The 16,834-nt window shown below is 35.2% G+C and carries 10 protein-coding genes, 2 pseudogenes and 1 riboswitch; of the genes and pseudogenes, 3 read left to right on the top strand and 9 right to left on the bottom strand.

Features of this window, described 5'->3' with window-relative positions:
- Positions 1–27: 27 nt before the first annotated feature.
- The 3 genes from RCG20_RS16800 to RCG20_RS16790 form a co-directional block, all read right to left on the bottom strand.
- Positions 28–462 carry a VOC family protein gene (locus tag RCG20_RS16800; RefSeq protein WP_308181256.1) on the bottom strand — a complete coding sequence of 145 codons (435 nt, stop codon included), beginning with the start codon at positions 460–462 and terminating at the stop codon, positions 28–30.
- A gap of 515 nt (positions 463–977) precedes the next feature.
- On the bottom strand, positions 978–1,430 hold the full coding sequence (locus tag RCG20_RS16795) for a VOC family protein (protein ID WP_308181255.1): 453 nt from the start codon (positions 1,428–1,430) through the stop codon (positions 978–980).
- Between the two features lie 808 nt (positions 1,431–2,238).
- Positions 2,239–2,703, bottom strand: a complete 465-nt coding sequence (locus RCG20_RS16790) for a 2-thiouracil desulfurase family protein (protein ID WP_308181254.1) — start codon at positions 2,701–2,703, stop codon at positions 2,239–2,241.
- A gap of 525 nt (positions 2,704–3,228) precedes the next feature.
- Between RCG20_RS16790 and RCG20_RS16785 the strand changes: the two genes are divergently transcribed.
- Positions 3,229–4,467, top strand: coding sequence for an IS110 family RNA-guided transposase (locus tag RCG20_RS16785; protein WP_308181253.1), 1,239 nt, complete (start codon positions 3,229–3,231; stop codon positions 4,465–4,467).
- Between the two features lie 235 nt (positions 4,468–4,702).
- Here RCG20_RS16785 and RCG20_RS16780 read toward each other — a convergent pair whose 3' ends face one another.
- The 3 genes and pseudogenes from RCG20_RS16780 to add form a co-directional block, all read right to left on the bottom strand.
- On the bottom strand, positions 4,703–5,212 hold the full coding sequence (locus RCG20_RS16780; RefSeq protein ID WP_308181252.1) for a hypothetical protein: 510 nt from the start codon (positions 5,210–5,212) through the stop codon (positions 4,703–4,705).
- 221 nt (positions 5,213–5,433) lie between these two features.
- Positions 5,434–7,204: pseudogene (gene ltrA / locus RCG20_RS16775) on the bottom strand (group II intron reverse transcriptase/maturase).
- Positions 7,205–8,328: 1,124 nt separating this feature from the next.
- Complete coding sequence (gene add, locus RCG20_RS16770) at positions 8,329–9,321, bottom strand: adenosine deaminase (protein WP_308181251.1); 993 nt, start codon at positions 9,319–9,321, stop codon at positions 8,329–8,331.
- A 60-nt stretch (positions 9,322–9,381) separates the two neighbouring features.
- A riboswitch (purine riboswitch) is annotated at positions 9,382–9,481 on the bottom strand.
- Positions 9,482–10,213: 732 nt separating this feature from the next.
- Here add and RCG20_RS16765 point away from each other — a divergent pair.
- A pseudogene (locus tag RCG20_RS16765) lies at positions 10,214–10,423 on the top strand (hydrolase); the annotation flags it as partial.
- 1,210 nt (positions 10,424–11,633) lie between these two features.
- Here the strand turns inward: RCG20_RS16765 and RCG20_RS16760 are convergent.
- The 3 genes from RCG20_RS16760 to RCG20_RS16750 all read right to left on the bottom strand — a co-directional run bounded on the left by RCG20_RS16760 (position 11,634) and on the right by RCG20_RS16750 (position 15,757).
- Positions 11,634–12,002: a hypothetical protein gene (locus RCG20_RS16760; protein WP_308181250.1), complete on the bottom strand. Its 369-nt coding sequence runs from the start codon at positions 12,000–12,002 to the stop codon at positions 11,634–11,636.
- Between the two features lie 535 nt (positions 12,003–12,537).
- Positions 12,538–13,497 carry a quinolinate synthase NadA gene (gene nadA / locus RCG20_RS16755; protein ID WP_308181249.1) on the bottom strand — a complete coding sequence of 320 codons (960 nt, stop codon included), beginning with the start codon at positions 13,495–13,497 and terminating at the stop codon, positions 12,538–12,540.
- Between the two features lie 823 nt (positions 13,498–14,320).
- The gene (locus tag RCG20_RS16750) at positions 14,321–15,757 is read right to left on the bottom strand and encodes a glycoside hydrolase family 1 protein (protein ID WP_308181248.1); all 1,437 of its coding nucleotides are present in this window, start codon (positions 15,755–15,757) and stop codon (positions 14,321–14,323) included.
- A gap of 275 nt (positions 15,758–16,032) precedes the next feature.
- Between RCG20_RS16750 and RCG20_RS16745 the strand changes: the two genes are divergently transcribed.
- The gene (locus RCG20_RS16745; RefSeq protein WP_308181247.1) at positions 16,033–16,758 is read left to right on the top strand and encodes a MurR/RpiR family transcriptional regulator; all 726 of its coding nucleotides are present in this window, start codon (positions 16,033–16,035) and stop codon (positions 16,756–16,758) included.
- Positions 16,759–16,834: the final 76 nt, after the last annotated feature.

Raw genomic sequence — 16,834 nt, 5'->3', positions numbered from 1 at the left:
TTTGTTGGTGGAGCGGAAGTCTTTTTGCTAATACTGCGGTTGCTCTGCTGGGACGTTCACTTGGAAAGTAACGCCGAACTTGTCCTTTACTTGCCCATACAAGGGGCTCCAATCCGTCTTCTGAAGGGGCATAATGACTTGTCCGCCCTCTTCCAAAGCGGCAAAGATTTCTCTAGCTCTAGCCTCTTCTTTAGGATGGATGGCCAACTGAATCGTATTGCCTGGCTGATAAGGCATGCCTTCGTACATATCGCTGAACATGAGATCTGCTTCTCCGACTTTCAAGTGTGCATGCATAACGCGATTCTTCATGTCATCCGTCAATGGATAATTCGGGTCCGCCGGCATATCTCCGAACGTCATGATACCCATCACTTTCCCGCCAAGAGCTTTCTCGTAAAAATGGACCGCTTCTCTCGAATTACCTTCAAAAATCAAATACGGGTTCAAACTAATTGACATGATTTAACAGCTCCTTAGTTCTAATTTTTTTACAATGCTTAAGTAATTTCCAAGTGGCAGTAGCCACCAACTATTATTACCATAAGCATACTTTATAACACCGAACATACATTCGTCAACGAAAACATAATTGAAACTAATAATTCTTTACGTTATACTTACATTCTTTTTGACGATAACGCACGATTATAGAAAGATCCGATCTTATTAAAGAAAAGCGCCCTTTTATTGAATAAAAATTTTCTTTAAATCGAGACGGATTGGCATATAACGTTTTCGCATTCACGAACCTGAGAGCCTTAGAACGAAGTTCTTAGGCTCTCAGGGTTGTCGCCTAAATCTGCTTCCCTGCTTCTTCTCCTGGCGACCAATGGGATCGGAAAGTCCCGCAGCGTGAATGCTGTGTTATATGATGTACCCGACTTCTTTGAGTTACTTTCACACTGCTTTTCTGATTCAATTTTTACTTCAGGAATGTATATTTCAGTAAAGGCTTTTTATAAAACGTCACTTACTTATTTGTTACCGAGTTGTTCCGCCAAACCAATTAGAAGTCCTTCGATTCCACGAATGTAGCAGAGCCGATACGAGTCCTCGTACTGAACCACTTCGCCAACGAGCTGAGCACCATACTTAGTGAGTCTGGATACCATTTCGTCAATGTCTTCAACGGTGAACATGACGCGTAGATACCCGAGGGCGTTTACAGGAGCAGTCCGGTGATCTGATATAGTAGGTGGGGTGAGAAATCGCGAAAGTTCAAGTCGGCTGTGGCCATCTGGGGTAACCATCATAGCAATCTCTACGCACTGAGAACCCAGTCCGGTTACGCGACCAGACCATTCACCTTCGACAGTGGCTCGCCCTTCGAGGTTCAAGCCAATCTCCTCGAAGAAAGAAATTGCGTCATCAAGGGATTCTACAACGATGCCGACATTGTCCATTCTTAGTAATTTGTTTTTTGCCATAGTTTTATCTCCTTATGTGTAAAAATTTATTATCTGATCATCTTCATAATTTTTCTATTAAAAAGTTACAAATTCCTTCCAAACAAAAAACACCTTGTCACAGTTCATGATAACAAAGAAAAGTCATAGTATAGGAAAATGTAAAATTGGGTTTTCGAGTATGTCATATAACATCTCGTTAACGAACAACACTTCGTAAACCTTCTGCTATTGGAATATTCGCGAACCTTATTTCCCGAATGCCCTCATGTTCAAATAGTTTCAAAAATTCGATACCGTAGTTGCTATTCGATAAAACAACTTCGACTTCCCCACAAAATATTCCTGCCCTGTACTCCATTAAATGGCCCGATTGTGGAACAAGAAAAAATCCTGCATATCAATACAGGACTATTGATCAAACTTTTTTACAAATTATCGAATTTTATTTCAAAGTCACAACAAAACCTACCTTTTTGGCCAGCTGTTATCGTTGTAATTCCTGTGAAAAGAGAGTAAGTTCGTTTGAAACCTCACGACACATAAAAAAAGGCCATCCTTTCCATCATATTACAGAAAGAATAGCGTTTTTTCGTTTTGGGGGTAATGATTTGCCTTAGCTTGATGGGTATGGGGTCCTACCTGTGCAGAGATAATAAAGTTGTTTAATATAAATCCGTGAAATGTAGTAACCACCTACTAGATTAATTTGTAGGTGGTTTTAAAGATGTTTAAAAATAAATCTTATTTGTTGTAATCCTTAATTTGAAGAAATAATAAAGTCGTTTAATTTTCGGAGAGCGAATCGTTCAGAATATGCCCCTTATTTTTAAATTTCATCCTTTAAATTCTCTAACTCACATTCAGAAATCACTTGAATTCCATTCTTTTTCAATAAAGCTGTCGTTACTCCAACTCCAGCTACTTTTTCACCAACAAATTCTCCATTATAAATTTCTTTACTTCCACAAGAGGGGCTATATTCTTTTAAGACCACATGAGTGACTTTCATTTCTTGTGCTATCTCTAATGTCTTTATAGCACCGTTTATATACGATTCCGTCACATCATTCCCTGAACGTTCTATAACTTTAGCTTTTCCATTTAAGACATCATAACCATCCCCACCTAAGATTTCAGCAGGCTCTCTTGGTGTGTTAAAACCACCTAATAGTTCAGGACAAACAGCTATTGCTTTCTTTTCAGCAATTAATTTTTGAATTGTATAATCTAAACAAGCTGTACCATTATATCTTACTGGATTTCCAGCTAAACAAGAACTGACTAAAATCATTGCTCACCTCTCGAGATTAGTTTCATTGATTATAATAGCTGCCTTTTATTAACTAAACAAATATCGAAATATTCTTCCTTTTATTATACAAGGAAATTTAAAAAAGATGGTATGAAAATCCAATTTTATACCATCTTTTAAACAACTTTATTTGTTTTTAAACGACTTTATTGAAAAACTTATCAAGACCTAAATTATAAAAATCCCTAAAAATAAAGGAGCGCACATATTATACATGACTAATATATGCTCTCCTTTTATTCCATTAAAGCGCCCGTTCGTAATATAAGTTTAACCAGTTTTTACTGGTTGAACTTTTTTTAATTGGTTTTATTATAGCGGTAGTCGGAGTAGAACGTAGCGCCCGTGGGACTTGATCCCGTCCGCAAAACTGTTCACTCCCTACTTGTATAAGCATGTTTCAGGCTGGTTGGGACAAAGATCCCGTTTAACAAGCGAACCTATGACAGTACAAGCAGCTCTAGGGACAACCGACTAATCTTTATTTCTAAGGAGGAGATGATGATGAATCCAGTAGTTGGTCTGGATGTTTCTAAAGGGGAAAGTCAGGTACAAGCATTCTTGGATAAGAGTCAACCTTTTCGTAAAAGTTTTAGTGTAAAGCATACTGTTGAGGGCTTTGAGAATTTATTAGGATTCTTAAAAGAGATTGAAAGAGTAGCTGATGGTAAGCAACCTTCAGTTATCTTAGAATCAACAGGACATTACCACTCTCCTATTATTCAATTTTTGGAGGAACAGCAATATGTTTATATTATTGTGAACCCCCTTATCTCTCATCGAGCAAGGAGTGCCAGTTTAAGAAAGGTAAAAACAGACGCTGTCGATGCCTATCTTCTTTGCGAACTATTCTATAAAGAAGAAGTTGAGCCGTATAAGAAAAGAGGTATTCAACTCTTAAACCTTCGTAATCTTACAAGACAACAAGAGATCATTACAGGTATCTCTACACAAACCAAGGTACAGCTTCTAACAGTGCTAGATCAGGTATTCCCTGAATATAGAGGTGTCTTTGGTGATTTATATTCAAAAGTATCTTTACAGACTCTTTCCATATTTCCTACTTCTGAACATGTACTAAATACTACCGAATCTGTATTAACCGACAAGATTGTATCGTTATGTACTAGACGTTCTGAAAAGTGGGCAAAAGAAAAAGCACAAAAGCTTATTGAAGCAGCATTACGAAATCCATTTCAAAATAACTTATATGAAAGTCATATTTTTAACCTAAAGATGTTAATTACCATCGTTCTTCAATATCAAGAGCATTTATCACTACTAGAAGCAAAAATAGATGCCCTCGCTAAAGAAATTGAAGAATATAAGATTCTCCAGTCTATTCCTGGTATCGGAGAAAAGATTGCGGCAACAATCATTTCCGAAATAGGAGAAATAGATCGGTTTAATCACCCTAAAAAGTTGGTTGCCTTTGCGGGAATAGATCCTAGTGTTTACTCTTCTGGAAGATTTACAGCAACCAAAAATCGTATAACAAAGAGAGGATCTAGAAGGTTACGGCAAGCATTATATATGGCTGTATACTGTGGAATTCGAGATGCCCGAAAGCAAAAGACGAGTGATACCGTTATTCCTCGAAATAAAAAATTAAGAGAGTTTTACGATAAAAAACGCGACGAGGGTAAACCCTATAGAGTAGCAATTATCGCTTGTGTTAATAAGCTTTTACACTTGATTTATGCGCTTTTAAAGAACAAAACCACTTTCCAAGAATTAGCTTAAAAACCATGTTTAACAATACAAAACAAAACCTTCCAATTTTGAAGATGAGGAAGGTTATTTGGCATACTCATTTTTAGTATATCATCTATATTTTAATTTTTTAATTGAAAAATGTTGACAACTATTAGCTGGTTTTGCTGAAGATGGGTTTACAATTTATTAATTGCACATTATCGTCCTATAGAGACATAAAAAAGCCAACAGACAACTGCTGACTTAATCGATTTTTATTCAACTAAAGGGCACCCGTTGAAGAACATTCTATTTCTAAGTTTGCTTGACTTTTTATTACTTCACCCTGTGCTTTTTCCTTCAAGAATTGAAAAACATATAGAAGTAATGCTCTAATAAAATCGATTGCTAAGTATTGAAATTTTGTTAATTTTACTAAAGAAAGTATTCTAAGACGTTTTATATATTTTATCCCTAGGAAAATAAATAATATATGAAGAATAGTATTAGAAATTAAATATAGTGGGAATTTCCCATAGGTCATTTTTAACAACCAAAGACTAGAAACAAAGTAAGGACCAAAATTTAGCATGTCCATGCTACTTAAAGGAGGAATTCCTTTATAAAACCGCCACCATTTTTTTCTTTCGCCGATTGTATCTAATATTTTTGTGAAGATACACATAAATATTGCGGCTGGGAGATATTTTTTAAATGCATTCCGACCTAATAATGGTATGGTTAACAAGGGAAGAATTAGCATTGCTACTAAAAATAATTTTGAGTTTTTCATTTACATACCTCCGATATTTTAGGGTATGTATTTTTATGAAAAATTAATCCGATTTTTTAGCATGCATATATTTCTTATTTATACAGATAGGTAAGGGTTTGAAGTTATCGCTCCCTTTTCCCCCTGTTCACACCGTATGTGCAACTTTCATCGCGTACGGCGTTCCAACTAATCCAATTTATTCTTTCTATGTGTAAGCAGACGAGTGCTAATTTTCCATATTAAATTATCTCATTTTGACACTTTAGGCGTAACTTATTTATCTTTTCCTTTTGCTTACTAGTAAGCTTTAAAGAATGTAACAGAGTTTCTATTTTAACCTTGTCTTTTAAATGAATCAGTTGATGTATAGCTTTATCAAGAATTATCAAGTTTGAATAGCTATCATCTTTTGAAAGGTGATATGGGTTAATATGATGACAATGCCATTCGTTAATCCCTAACTCTACCCCTAGTATGGCACACTTGCCATATTGGGCGATAAATTTACTAATCCTGTTGTCATTGTATTCGATAGTTCGGTTTGGAATGTAGTTTCTCATGATGTAAGAAAGCATAGTTTTATCAATTGCCTTTAAGCTATTGTGTATTTTTGCTCTACCTTCGGCAGTAAAGTTACAAGTCGTTTGTGAGAAACAAAGTGTTGTTTTCCACCTTTGGGCATAGATAGGCACAAAGACCATTTGTTGTATCTTAAATAGTTTTGCCTTATAACCCTTGTATCTTTTCTGCAAGGTCTTAGTCATATCATGAAAACTTGCCTCGGTTCTAATGTTCTTTAGCCTGTTATATAACGTTTTGCGTAGATGAGCGTTTAACTCATTCAGATTAATAGAAATTTGAGTGGCGACAGAGTAATAGTTTTGGATTCCCATGACGACGGTATTGAAATTCCAAACAGTCTGAATGCAAGGTTTTTTCTTGACTACTTTTATAGCTTCCTTAATCTTCAGGAAGGCGTTTGCTTTAGCCTTCTTTGACATATCGGACCTTGCTACATAACCAAATCTTGTTTTTCCTTTTCTTATGGCTTTTATTGAAAAACCAAGAAACTCGGAAGAGTTTTTCTTTAGATTAATAACTTTTGATTTTTCTTCACTTGTTTCCAAATGAAGTCTTTCTCAAGAAATCTTTCAATGCGTAATTCATTTTTATTGCGTGTGACCTGGTTCGGCACATTACCTTAAGATCGTCTGCATAACGGACGATGAAACACTCTTTCAAAAATGTTTTCTTTAAATGCTGATACTTACTACCATTGGTGGAGTAAGTATATCTGCTTTCAAAAGTTTCCCATTGGTCACTAATCCACCAATCCAATTCGTTTAATACAATGTTAGATAGTAAAGGTGACAAAATACCTCCTTGCGAAGTACCTTTTGTAGGAATACCTTCTCCTTCAATCTCTGCTTTTAATAGCCTAGAGATAATTGAAAGAAGTGATTTGTCCCTTATGCCTAGTGACCAGATTTGTTTTAATAGCTTACTGTGTTTAACATTATCAAAGAAACCTTTAATATCTACATCAACACAATGATGGAGTCCAGTTTGATTGATAAGAAATTCAAATCTTGCTTTGGCATGATGAGTGCTGCGATTTGGTCTAAATCCATAACTATGTTTATGGAATTTTGCTTCACATATTGGCTCTAAAATTTGAAGTATGCATTGTTGAAAAATTCTATCCCAAATCGTTGGAATCCCAAGAGGTCTAGTTTTCCCTTTTCCTTTTGGAATGAAAACACGCCTTACTGTTTGCGGTTTGTACCATTTGAACATGGCTTGAACCTTTGCTATTACATCTTCCACTGTTAAATCTAGAATATCGTTAATTGTTAATTTATCTGTTCCCGCAGTTTTGCTACCTGAGTTTCTTTTGATGTTTCGGTAGGCAAGTCGTATATTATCCTTAGAACTCATTAATTCTGTTAAGTCATAGAAGTGATGACCACTGACACTTTGAGCATATAGTGTGTCAAAACAATCTTGCATACTATAATACTCAGTGTGTCTCAGTTTCTTCCGTTTCAATAAGTTGGTGACTCCTTTCGGAGTTAAACCTCTTTTAGTCTCACAAGAACCTTATTAACCGATAAAGAACTGCCTTACTTGGTTGAATAAATCTTAATTAGTCTAGTGGCTATCCCTCCATGTTGATTAGACATTTCATTGGTACTGTGCCACCACTTTCACTGATACAAAGGTAAGTTATACAATAGCTAGTTTCATTATTGCTTTCCTCGCCACCGCTTCATTGGAAGTAAGTCCTCCACGTTATCAGCTTACAACGTTGAATTATATCTATTATAGAATGAACTTAGGTGCTTCCTGTAAGCCTGTTAGCGTTCATACGCCTGTAACGTATCATGGATTTTCATATTAGTTAGTCTTACTCATCCACATCTAACCTCACAATTTGGTGATATACACATTTCTATGTATCGCAGGTATAGACCCGTACATTCGGAAGTTCGTCAGCTTAACCTTTTATTTTAGGTTTATTTGCATTCTCACCATATTCATTCAACTCAAGCATCATGAATTACACCACTCCATCGAGTAGGCTTTCGCCAGCCGAACTGGTACGGTAATTTCTCACGCCTTTTCACCGAGCTTATAACACTATCATTCTTACTAAATTCAGTGCTATTCGACTAAGAGAGAACCCTTCAAGGCGTTACCCTATCATTTGATTCTTCGATATAATCCTTCAGTTCCGAAAGGAACTGTCTAGCCTTTACTTGAGAAATGTGACCATCCTCAATTTACGCTAGAAACATTTCGCACCACTAACCTGCCCCGTTAGTTTAAGTACAAATCTTCACAATCTCTTGTATATTTTAATAAAAGAAGGCAATTTTCATTTGAAATGATCTTCTGCAATCTGGCCCTTTAATGGAAAAAATACAATAAGGGAATGTCAACATCAACAAGAGCAAAAAAGAAAAATCCTGTTTAAATTAATACAGGATTTTGATCAATCTTTATTCAAATTATCAATCTTATTTTAAACGATCAGACTTTATTTTAAATTTTAAATTATCAAACTTTATTCAAAATCCACAAAGAAACCTATTGACTAGTGAATGACATTCAAATGTTTATTTTTACTATCATTACATATATTTCTTCAGCTTTTCCTTTGTCTCTGAATCTGCAAAGCATGCCTCAATACTAGTAAGATAAATTTGCTTATAATTCTCATGGCTTATATTGAATTCATTAAATACGATCTTACATTCATTTGCCATAGTTGTATTTGATACCGTTCTGTTATCCGTATTAATTGTTACTTTTATTCCATCCTTATGAAATTGATAGATTGGATGTTCACTAAAATGATTCACTGCTTTTGTTTGAACGTTACTTGTAGGGCACATTTCAAGCACCACTCGTTTTTCCTTCACTATGTTATATGCCTCAATACAGTCCTTAATAAATATTCCATGCCCAATTCTTTCAGCGCCTAAAAGTTCCACTGCTTCTAATACATTTTTACCTATTCCTGTTTCACCAGCATGTATCGTTACTCTGTATCCATATTTTCTAGCTAATGCGATAGGTTCCACAAATTTTCCACAAAAGCCTTCCTCTTCAGAGGAGCATAGGTCGATTGCAACGACCCCTTTTCCTAAAAAGGACTTACCTTTTTCTACGACTTCAAAAGCACTAGCTAAAGACATCGTTCTCATACAAGACAGGATTAAGTTTCCTTTTATATCATATTGATTTTTGGCATCCTTCATTCCATCTAAAACGCTTTGTATGATATCTTCCACATCTAACCCCTTTGCCATGTGAAGTAAAGGAGCAAATCTAACCTCCATATATTTCACATTTTCCTCTGCCGCATCTGCAAAAAGCTCAAAGGTAATTCTTCTTAAGTTTTCCTTCGACTGCATGACTAAATTGGGGATTGCAAATCTTTTCAAATATTCATTAAGGGATTCACATTCTAATGGAGCAATAAGCTCTTTTTGAATTTCTTTCATTTCAAAAGAAGGGATACTAATACCCTCTCTCCTTGCTATATCAATGATTGTTTCAGGTCTAAGGCTTCCATCTAAATGGCAGTGAAGTTCAATTTTTGGTAACGCCGAAAAATTCATTGTAACCTCCTATTATTTGATTTAAATAGCAAAAAAAAATTCCTGATTACGAAGAAAATACAACTACTGTACCTTCTTCGTAATCAGGAATTACTGGTTCCTGGTAGAGACCTCCAAACCATATCATTGGAGTTATACGAATTTTTTATATTAAATTGCTTTTGGAAAAGGATATTAAAATTCAATATCTTTGTCAAGTAGTTCATTAATTTAATATAACCATTGATTCCTTATTAAAGGAAGACACTTTTGATTTTTATAGAAAATAACTATTGTAACTTTGAAATAAAGTTTGATTAAACACATCATGCAAATGCAAGATTAGCGACAAATAATAAGAATACATTTTGATAAAAAGTTGATCAAAATGTATTCCACATTTGATATTAATTATTTAATTTTTATAAAAAAATTTGATCATTTTCTCAATCAGCGAACCCACCCGGCTAATAGATAAAAGACACTTTCCTTACTCCAGAAAAGCGCCTGATTGTGGAAGATCAAAAACTATGGTAACAAGTTTGTACATATTGAATATAACATCCGATTATTAAAGAAGCTGCTCTTATATTGCATAATATGGTCGTAATGTGCAACATCATAATTAATTAATCAGCTCCATCGACTCTTATCTAAACCTTATATGGGTTTTTTATTTTAGTTTCGCATTGTAAAAACAAATATTAATGTTTACTTAATTAAAATGTTTTTATCCACCAGACTGTTTGTCCAATCTCCTTTAGTTTTTCAAAAATAAACTATAAAGTAAGAAGTTTATTTTTCTAACTGAAAGGAGGTGTAATAAATGTCAGGACCTAGTAATAAATCAAAACATCACGATCATTGTAATGACTGTGATAACCAAAAACATTGTACAAGTAAATGTAAAGGATGTGCCTGTGATCAACTCCGAAGATTACAAACACTAACTGAAGTTGATGTATTTCTATCTGGTGGCACTATCTTAGAAGATGTGGTTTTCGTTTCTTTTGACAAAAATAACTGCTGTGCTTTCTTTAATGATAATGAGACCGAGCCAGGATCAGTTATTGTTGTTGATTGTCAGTTTATTCAAGCCATTCGGTTTGAAGCTGATTGTTGAAAATAGGGAGGGGGCTATATTTAGTTATAGAACCCTCCTTTTTATTTTTGTAAACCAATTCAAAGAAAAACATTTCATTAAAAGAAATTTCGAACTACGCATTAACCTTTTCGTTTAATTGAGTACCTATTTCCATTAATAAATTACGAAAAGGAATAAAATCCACATTATCAGCATAACCACAAGAATAAGTTCGAAATCTTGGTTCGATAAGCAACAGAAGTTTTTATTCTTTCATTTTTTTTCCTCTCTTTATTATGCTTTTTAAGTCTAATACGATATAAAAAGAGATGAAAAATCATCTCTCTTCATCTACTTTCCTCCCCCTTTGCTTGAATAAGAAAAAGACTTTAGCTCAATTGAAGTAAAGTCCCGTTAACCACACATGTAACTCAAAAATCACTCCTGCACACAAAGAATTAAAATTGGGCATGTAGTTTATACTGTTTTAATGTTGGCGAAGTAGGTCTTTGAACTTGAGCCCATCCGTTAGTCTGACTCTAACGCTCAAGGTGTACCACCGACTGGCGTACTCTTTAGAGGTAGCACCCATGGGAGATTAATCCTTTTCTAATCTTTACTCCAAATGACCCTCAATTTTATTATTATGAATAAAGATGTCTAGGACACAATCGATTTACCAACCTTATAATGTATCTTTCAAGAGGCTCAGTCTTTTTTAAAAACGTGGTTTCCTAAGTCTATTTATTTATGCTCTTTTTCAGTTTTAATTTTCATGGGAGTTCACCTTATATTCATCATGCAACCATTAAAGAAAAACACTTTTTATTGACCTTCATTCTTTTTTCTACTTTCTACCTGTTTTTGCTAACTACATTTTGAGCCACTCCGATTACCAAAATGTGAGCCACTAGGCCTTGTGATACTGGAAAATCAGGAATATCTTGACACGGAGTCTCCAGAGGTATAATTTTTCTCGAAAGCCGAGACACTAAGGTGTTTCGAGTCGGCGACGAGTCTATCATACCTCTCACTCCAAATCAAGACGTGTTCTAATTGGAAATTGAGTGGCTTACGATTACGCGATTGAAGTGGCTCAATTTAGATGAGTAAATACACTACCCAATCACTTACCAATAAGCTATAAGATATCGCGGGGTTCCCTCTTATGTTTTTTCTTACAGTAAGTTGAAGTTTAAAAGCCCTTGCAGGAAAAACGTTGATATCACTAAAGTATTGGAAATCGAGGTTATAGCATACCTGGTATATCCATTCTATGGAAACCACCCATACCCATTCCAGGGAATCCGCCCATACCCATTCCATGGAATCCGCCCATACCCATTCCAGGGAATCCACCCATACCCATTCCAGGGAATCCACCCATACCCATTCCAGGGAATCCACCCATACCCATTCCAGGGAATCCACCCATACCCATTCCAGGGAATCCACCCATACCCATTCCAGGGAATCCGCCCATACCCACTCCAGGGAATCCACCCATACCCATTCCAGGGAATCCACCCATACCCATTCCAGGGAATCCGCCCATACCCATTCCAGGGAATCCGCCCATACCCATTCCCATACCGCTTCCTAAAAATTGTCTTTCCATTTTTTATCTCCTCCTCAAATTGTTTCAAAAATAGTGTATGTGTCCATGTTCAAAGAGGAATAGATATTTGCCTATTTGTAAGAGTGTATTTTTGGCTATTATTTTATTTGTGGTATAGTCATAACACCTCATTGTACTAGTGTTCACAAGACAATTAGCAATAGTCAACTATTTACTGTCTTCTTGTTAATATGTCTGTTAGTTTAAGTGTAATACTTCACAATCACCCTTAATCTGTATTCTAATTTTGCTTGATTTCTTCTACAATCTGGCCCGAGTGTTGAACAATCAGCAATAAATAAAAAAATAGACCATTTACTTAAAAATGGTCTTCAGAAGATAATAAATTCCTCTTATCTCAATTAAATTTTTACAACCTCTTCTCAGTGCCTTGAGTGGTGATTGCAGGCATATCACAGAAATAAGCAGCGTTTACCTGGAATTAATTCGTAATGAAATTACAGTTACTTCTTAACTATTAGAAAAAATGATATAGTCCGCTAAAAAAACGAATCTGTTGTTTATTTCAATATACTTAACCTATGGATACCATACGCTCAATGGCAAGCTTTGCTCGCTCAGCTATTTCGGTAGGAACCGTAATCACATGTTTATTTTCTTTTAAAGCATCTAAAACTTTTTCAAGTGTGATCATTTTCATAAAAGGACAAACGGCGTCTGGATTGGCAGGGACAAACCGTTTTTTAGGGTTTTGTTTTTGCAGCTGGTGAATAATCCCTACTTCTGTTGCAACGATGAATTCATCTGCATCAGAATTTTTAGAGTGTTTTAGCATGTTACCCGTTGATAGAATATGAGTTTTACTCTTTGGTAGCATTCCTTCAGACATTAAATACATGCTAGAAGTAGAGCATCCACATTCCGGATGCACAAGCAGTTCTGCTTCTGGATGCTGTGTGAGAACACCTTCTACCTGATGTGGAGCAATCCCCGCGTGTACGTGACATTCTCCCATCCAAATATGGATATTTTCACGACCTGTTTCATTCTTCACGAAAGATCCAAGGAACATATCTGGCAAGAAAAGGATCTCTGTATCTTCAGGAATGGATCGCACGATTTCTACTGCATTGGAAGAGGTACAACAATAATCGCTTTCTGCCTTAACTTCAGCAGTTGTATTGACATAAGAAACCACAACTGCTCCTGGATGTTCTGCTTTCCATGCACGCAGTTGGTCAGCTGTAATTGAATCAGCTAAAGAGCAACCAGCTTCTAGGTCTGGAAGAAGCACAGTTTTCTCTGGATTCAATATGGCAGCCGTTTCTGCCATAAAGTGAACACCACAGAACACGATTACGTCTTTAGTGGTGTCCACTGTAGCGCGTGCAAGACTTAGGGAATCACCCAACACGTCTGCAATATCCTGAATTTCTGGAAGTTGATAGTTATGAGCGAGCAGAATGGCATTGCGCTTTTTCTTCCATTCTTGAATTTCCTCAACTAAGCGGCTATGCATTTCAGTAACTGTCATTTTATCGTTCCTTCCTATTATTTTTACGTATCAAAAAACAGAATTCACTGCTTTTTTTCTAATATTTACGTTTTCTATCATTGCAAGATAAATGTGGCTATTTGTAAGACCGCGACTCCATGTTCAATAATTATAACTTTATTCACTTCCATACTGTAAATACCAATGGTTAACAACTGTCTTGACATATATATATATTTACATAATTTTAAACTAAAAACAAGATTTTTTTATATAAAAAAATTGATTATAGTTGAAAACATTTAATTTAGACCAAAAGGGAAAAAGCATGAGAAACATGTATACATTCTTGTTTCGACTGTTAAAGAAGAGCAGAAAACGTCATTAGAGAACATTAGCGGTTCTTTTACAACGCAATCGTAGAAAAAGAGTGGGAATTGTTTCGATAATATGTTGATGAGGTCGTTAATTTTTGTCGTTCAGAATCTGCAAAAAGAGCGTGAAAAGAAAAGAAAACTCGCCTCTGTCATCGCCCTTATGCAGTGATTGTTGATTTTAAATAACGATAAACATTCTACAATTTTAAATCCATACAATTGGGCCATAAAATCTCATTTACTTATGATAAGGTTCACTGTGCTTAATATTAAACCAATTAATTACTTATTCAGAAACTAGCCAGATTGCCAAAGAACCATAAATCGTAAAAACATAAACCTAATCAGGCATCTGCTTCTTCTTTTAAATCTATTTAAGCTACTGCATCACAATGTCTTGGGTGCAGATGTAACAAATGGCTATGTGTTTTAATACTCTGTTAGTAATTAAACATTTTTTCAAGTAAATTGTTATTTAAAAACTTTTATAGTTTTTCCCCATTTGTTGCAATTACGTCTTTATACCAGAAAAAGGATTTCTTTTTCTTCCGTTCTAATGTTCCACTGCCATCATCATGTTTATCCACATAAATGAAGCCATAACGTTTGGAGAACTCGCCTGTCGACATACTTACCGTATCAATACAACCCCAGCTTGTATAGCCTATTAATTTAACACCATCTTCAATGGCTTCCCCCATTGCTTTAATGTGTTCACGAAGATAGTCAATTCGATAGTCATCATTGATCGTGCCGTCTTCTTCTATTTTGTCATAAGCTCCTAACCCATTCTCTACAACAAATAGTGGTTTCTGGTAGCGATCATATAATTTGTTTAAGCTGATGTGTAATCCTACTGGGTCGATTTCCCACCCCCAGTCGCTTGCTTTTAAGAACGGATTTCTAATACCGCCAATAATATTTCCCAGTGCTGCTTCCGCATCTGTCATCATTTTCTTCTCAGTGCGGGACATGTAATAACTAAAGCCAATATAATCAACAGTGCCATCTTTTATTAATTCTAGGTCACCATCTTGAATTTCCAATTCGATATGATGTTCTTTAAAGTATCTCTTAATGAAGGCTGGATACTCACCCCGAACTTGCACATCAGCACAATAATAATTGAATAGCTGTTCTTCCTGAAGGGCATACAGAACATTTTCTGGATTACAATCAAAGGGATATACAGGTGCAAAGAGAATCATACAGCCAATTTTGGAGTCAGGAATGATCTCATGGCATGCTTTAACCGCGATGGCACTGGCAATAAATTGATGATGATACGCCTGGAAGGTTGGTTGGTATTTATCCTCTTCTTTTTGTATGGAAAAACCAAGGCCTTGAATCGGCATCACCAAGCTGCTATTGATTTCATTAAAAGTCATCCAGAACTTTACTTTATTTTTATAACGATTGAAAATAGCCTTAACATATCTTTCGAAGAATGTTACCACTTGACGGCTTCTCCAACCACCATATTCTTTTACTAAATTTAGTGGCATTTCATAGTGGGAAATAGTTACGACTGGTTCAATGCCATGTTTATGTAATTCATCAAAAACACGATCGTAAAAAGCTAACCCTTCTTCATTTGCCCCTAATTCATTACCGTTTGGAAAAATTCGTGTCCAGGCAATCGACATACGGAATGCCTTGAACCCCATTTCTGCAAACAATGCAATATCTTCTTTGTACTGATGATAGAAGTTAATTGCTTCATGATTTGGATAGTGGTATTGATCTTGATGGATTTCAAAATCAAAACCTGGATTCATTAATATGTTTAACCGCTCTTTTCCACCTGGAAGAACATCGGCAATATTTAGTCCTTTATTCCCTTCATTAAATCCGCCTTCAATTTGATTGGCTGCAGTAGCTCCTCCCCATAAAAAACCTTCAGGGAATTGATATTTTTTCATTTTGTTTACCTCCAGAAATTTATTTCAACATTACTATTTATTTTTCGTGGAAATTTATCTTCCTTATTAAGTAAGGAAAAAAACGATTAAAAGAATCATAACTACGTTCAACAGATTAGTAAATGAATGAAGAGCATCTAGTTTTTAATAACAGAAAAAGGCACTTGTTACATAAATGTAACACTATGTTTCTTGCAGAAAAGTTGTGTTAAAATGTGGCTATCTATTTTTTTGCAGGTTACAAGACTTTTTAAACTGAAGGAGAATATAGATTAATGTTTTCAAACGACATAATTGCTTCTTTTAATGAATTAGAAACATCTTTATACAACTATATTTGTCAAAATAGTGATAAAGTGGCTTATATGCGAATTCGTGAATTAGCAGATGAAACCCATGTATCAACAGCGACAATTTTACGTTTTTGCAGGAAGCTTCATTGTGAAGGTTTTACTGAATTTAAAGTAAAGCTTAAAATGCAGGCAATTGAGAATAAAAAAACGATAATAAAAAGCTCCCAACATTCAGTAGTGGAATTTTTTGAGCGAACGTCAAATAGTGATTTAGGAGAAAAAATTAGGGAGGCGGCAAGTCTCGTTACCAAAGAAGATAACGTTATTTTTATTGGAATCGGGAGCTCTGGTATTCTTGCTGAATATGGAGCAAGATATTTCTCAAGCATTGGTAAATTTTCTTTATATATTAAAGATCCTCACTTTCCGATTCACTCCAAACTTCGTCATAATAGTGTAACCATTGCTTTATCCGTCTCAGGAGAAAATAATTTCACCATTACTCATCTTAACCAACTTAAACAAGAAGGAAGTAAAATCATTAGTATTACAAACAATAAACTCTCAACCATTGCAAAAATATCTGATATAAACATTCCCTATTATGTAACAGAGGAATTTTTTGAAGAATCTAATATTACTACACAAGTACCTGTTGTTTATATTTTAGAAGCTATGGCTCGGGAAATACATAAACTTAATCAATAGGCTAATTTTCTTAACTGGCTAATGAAATGGCACTGTTAATTTTTAATGTTGATTTATATTAGATGCTTTAGTGAGC

The organism is Neobacillus sp. PS3-40 (genome assembly GCF_030915485.1).
Classification (GTDB): Bacteria; Bacillota; Bacilli; order Bacillales; family Cytobacillaceae; genus JAUZPL01.
Note: the sequence above shows the minus strand (reverse complement) of the source record. Positions and strands in the feature narration are given on the sequence as shown.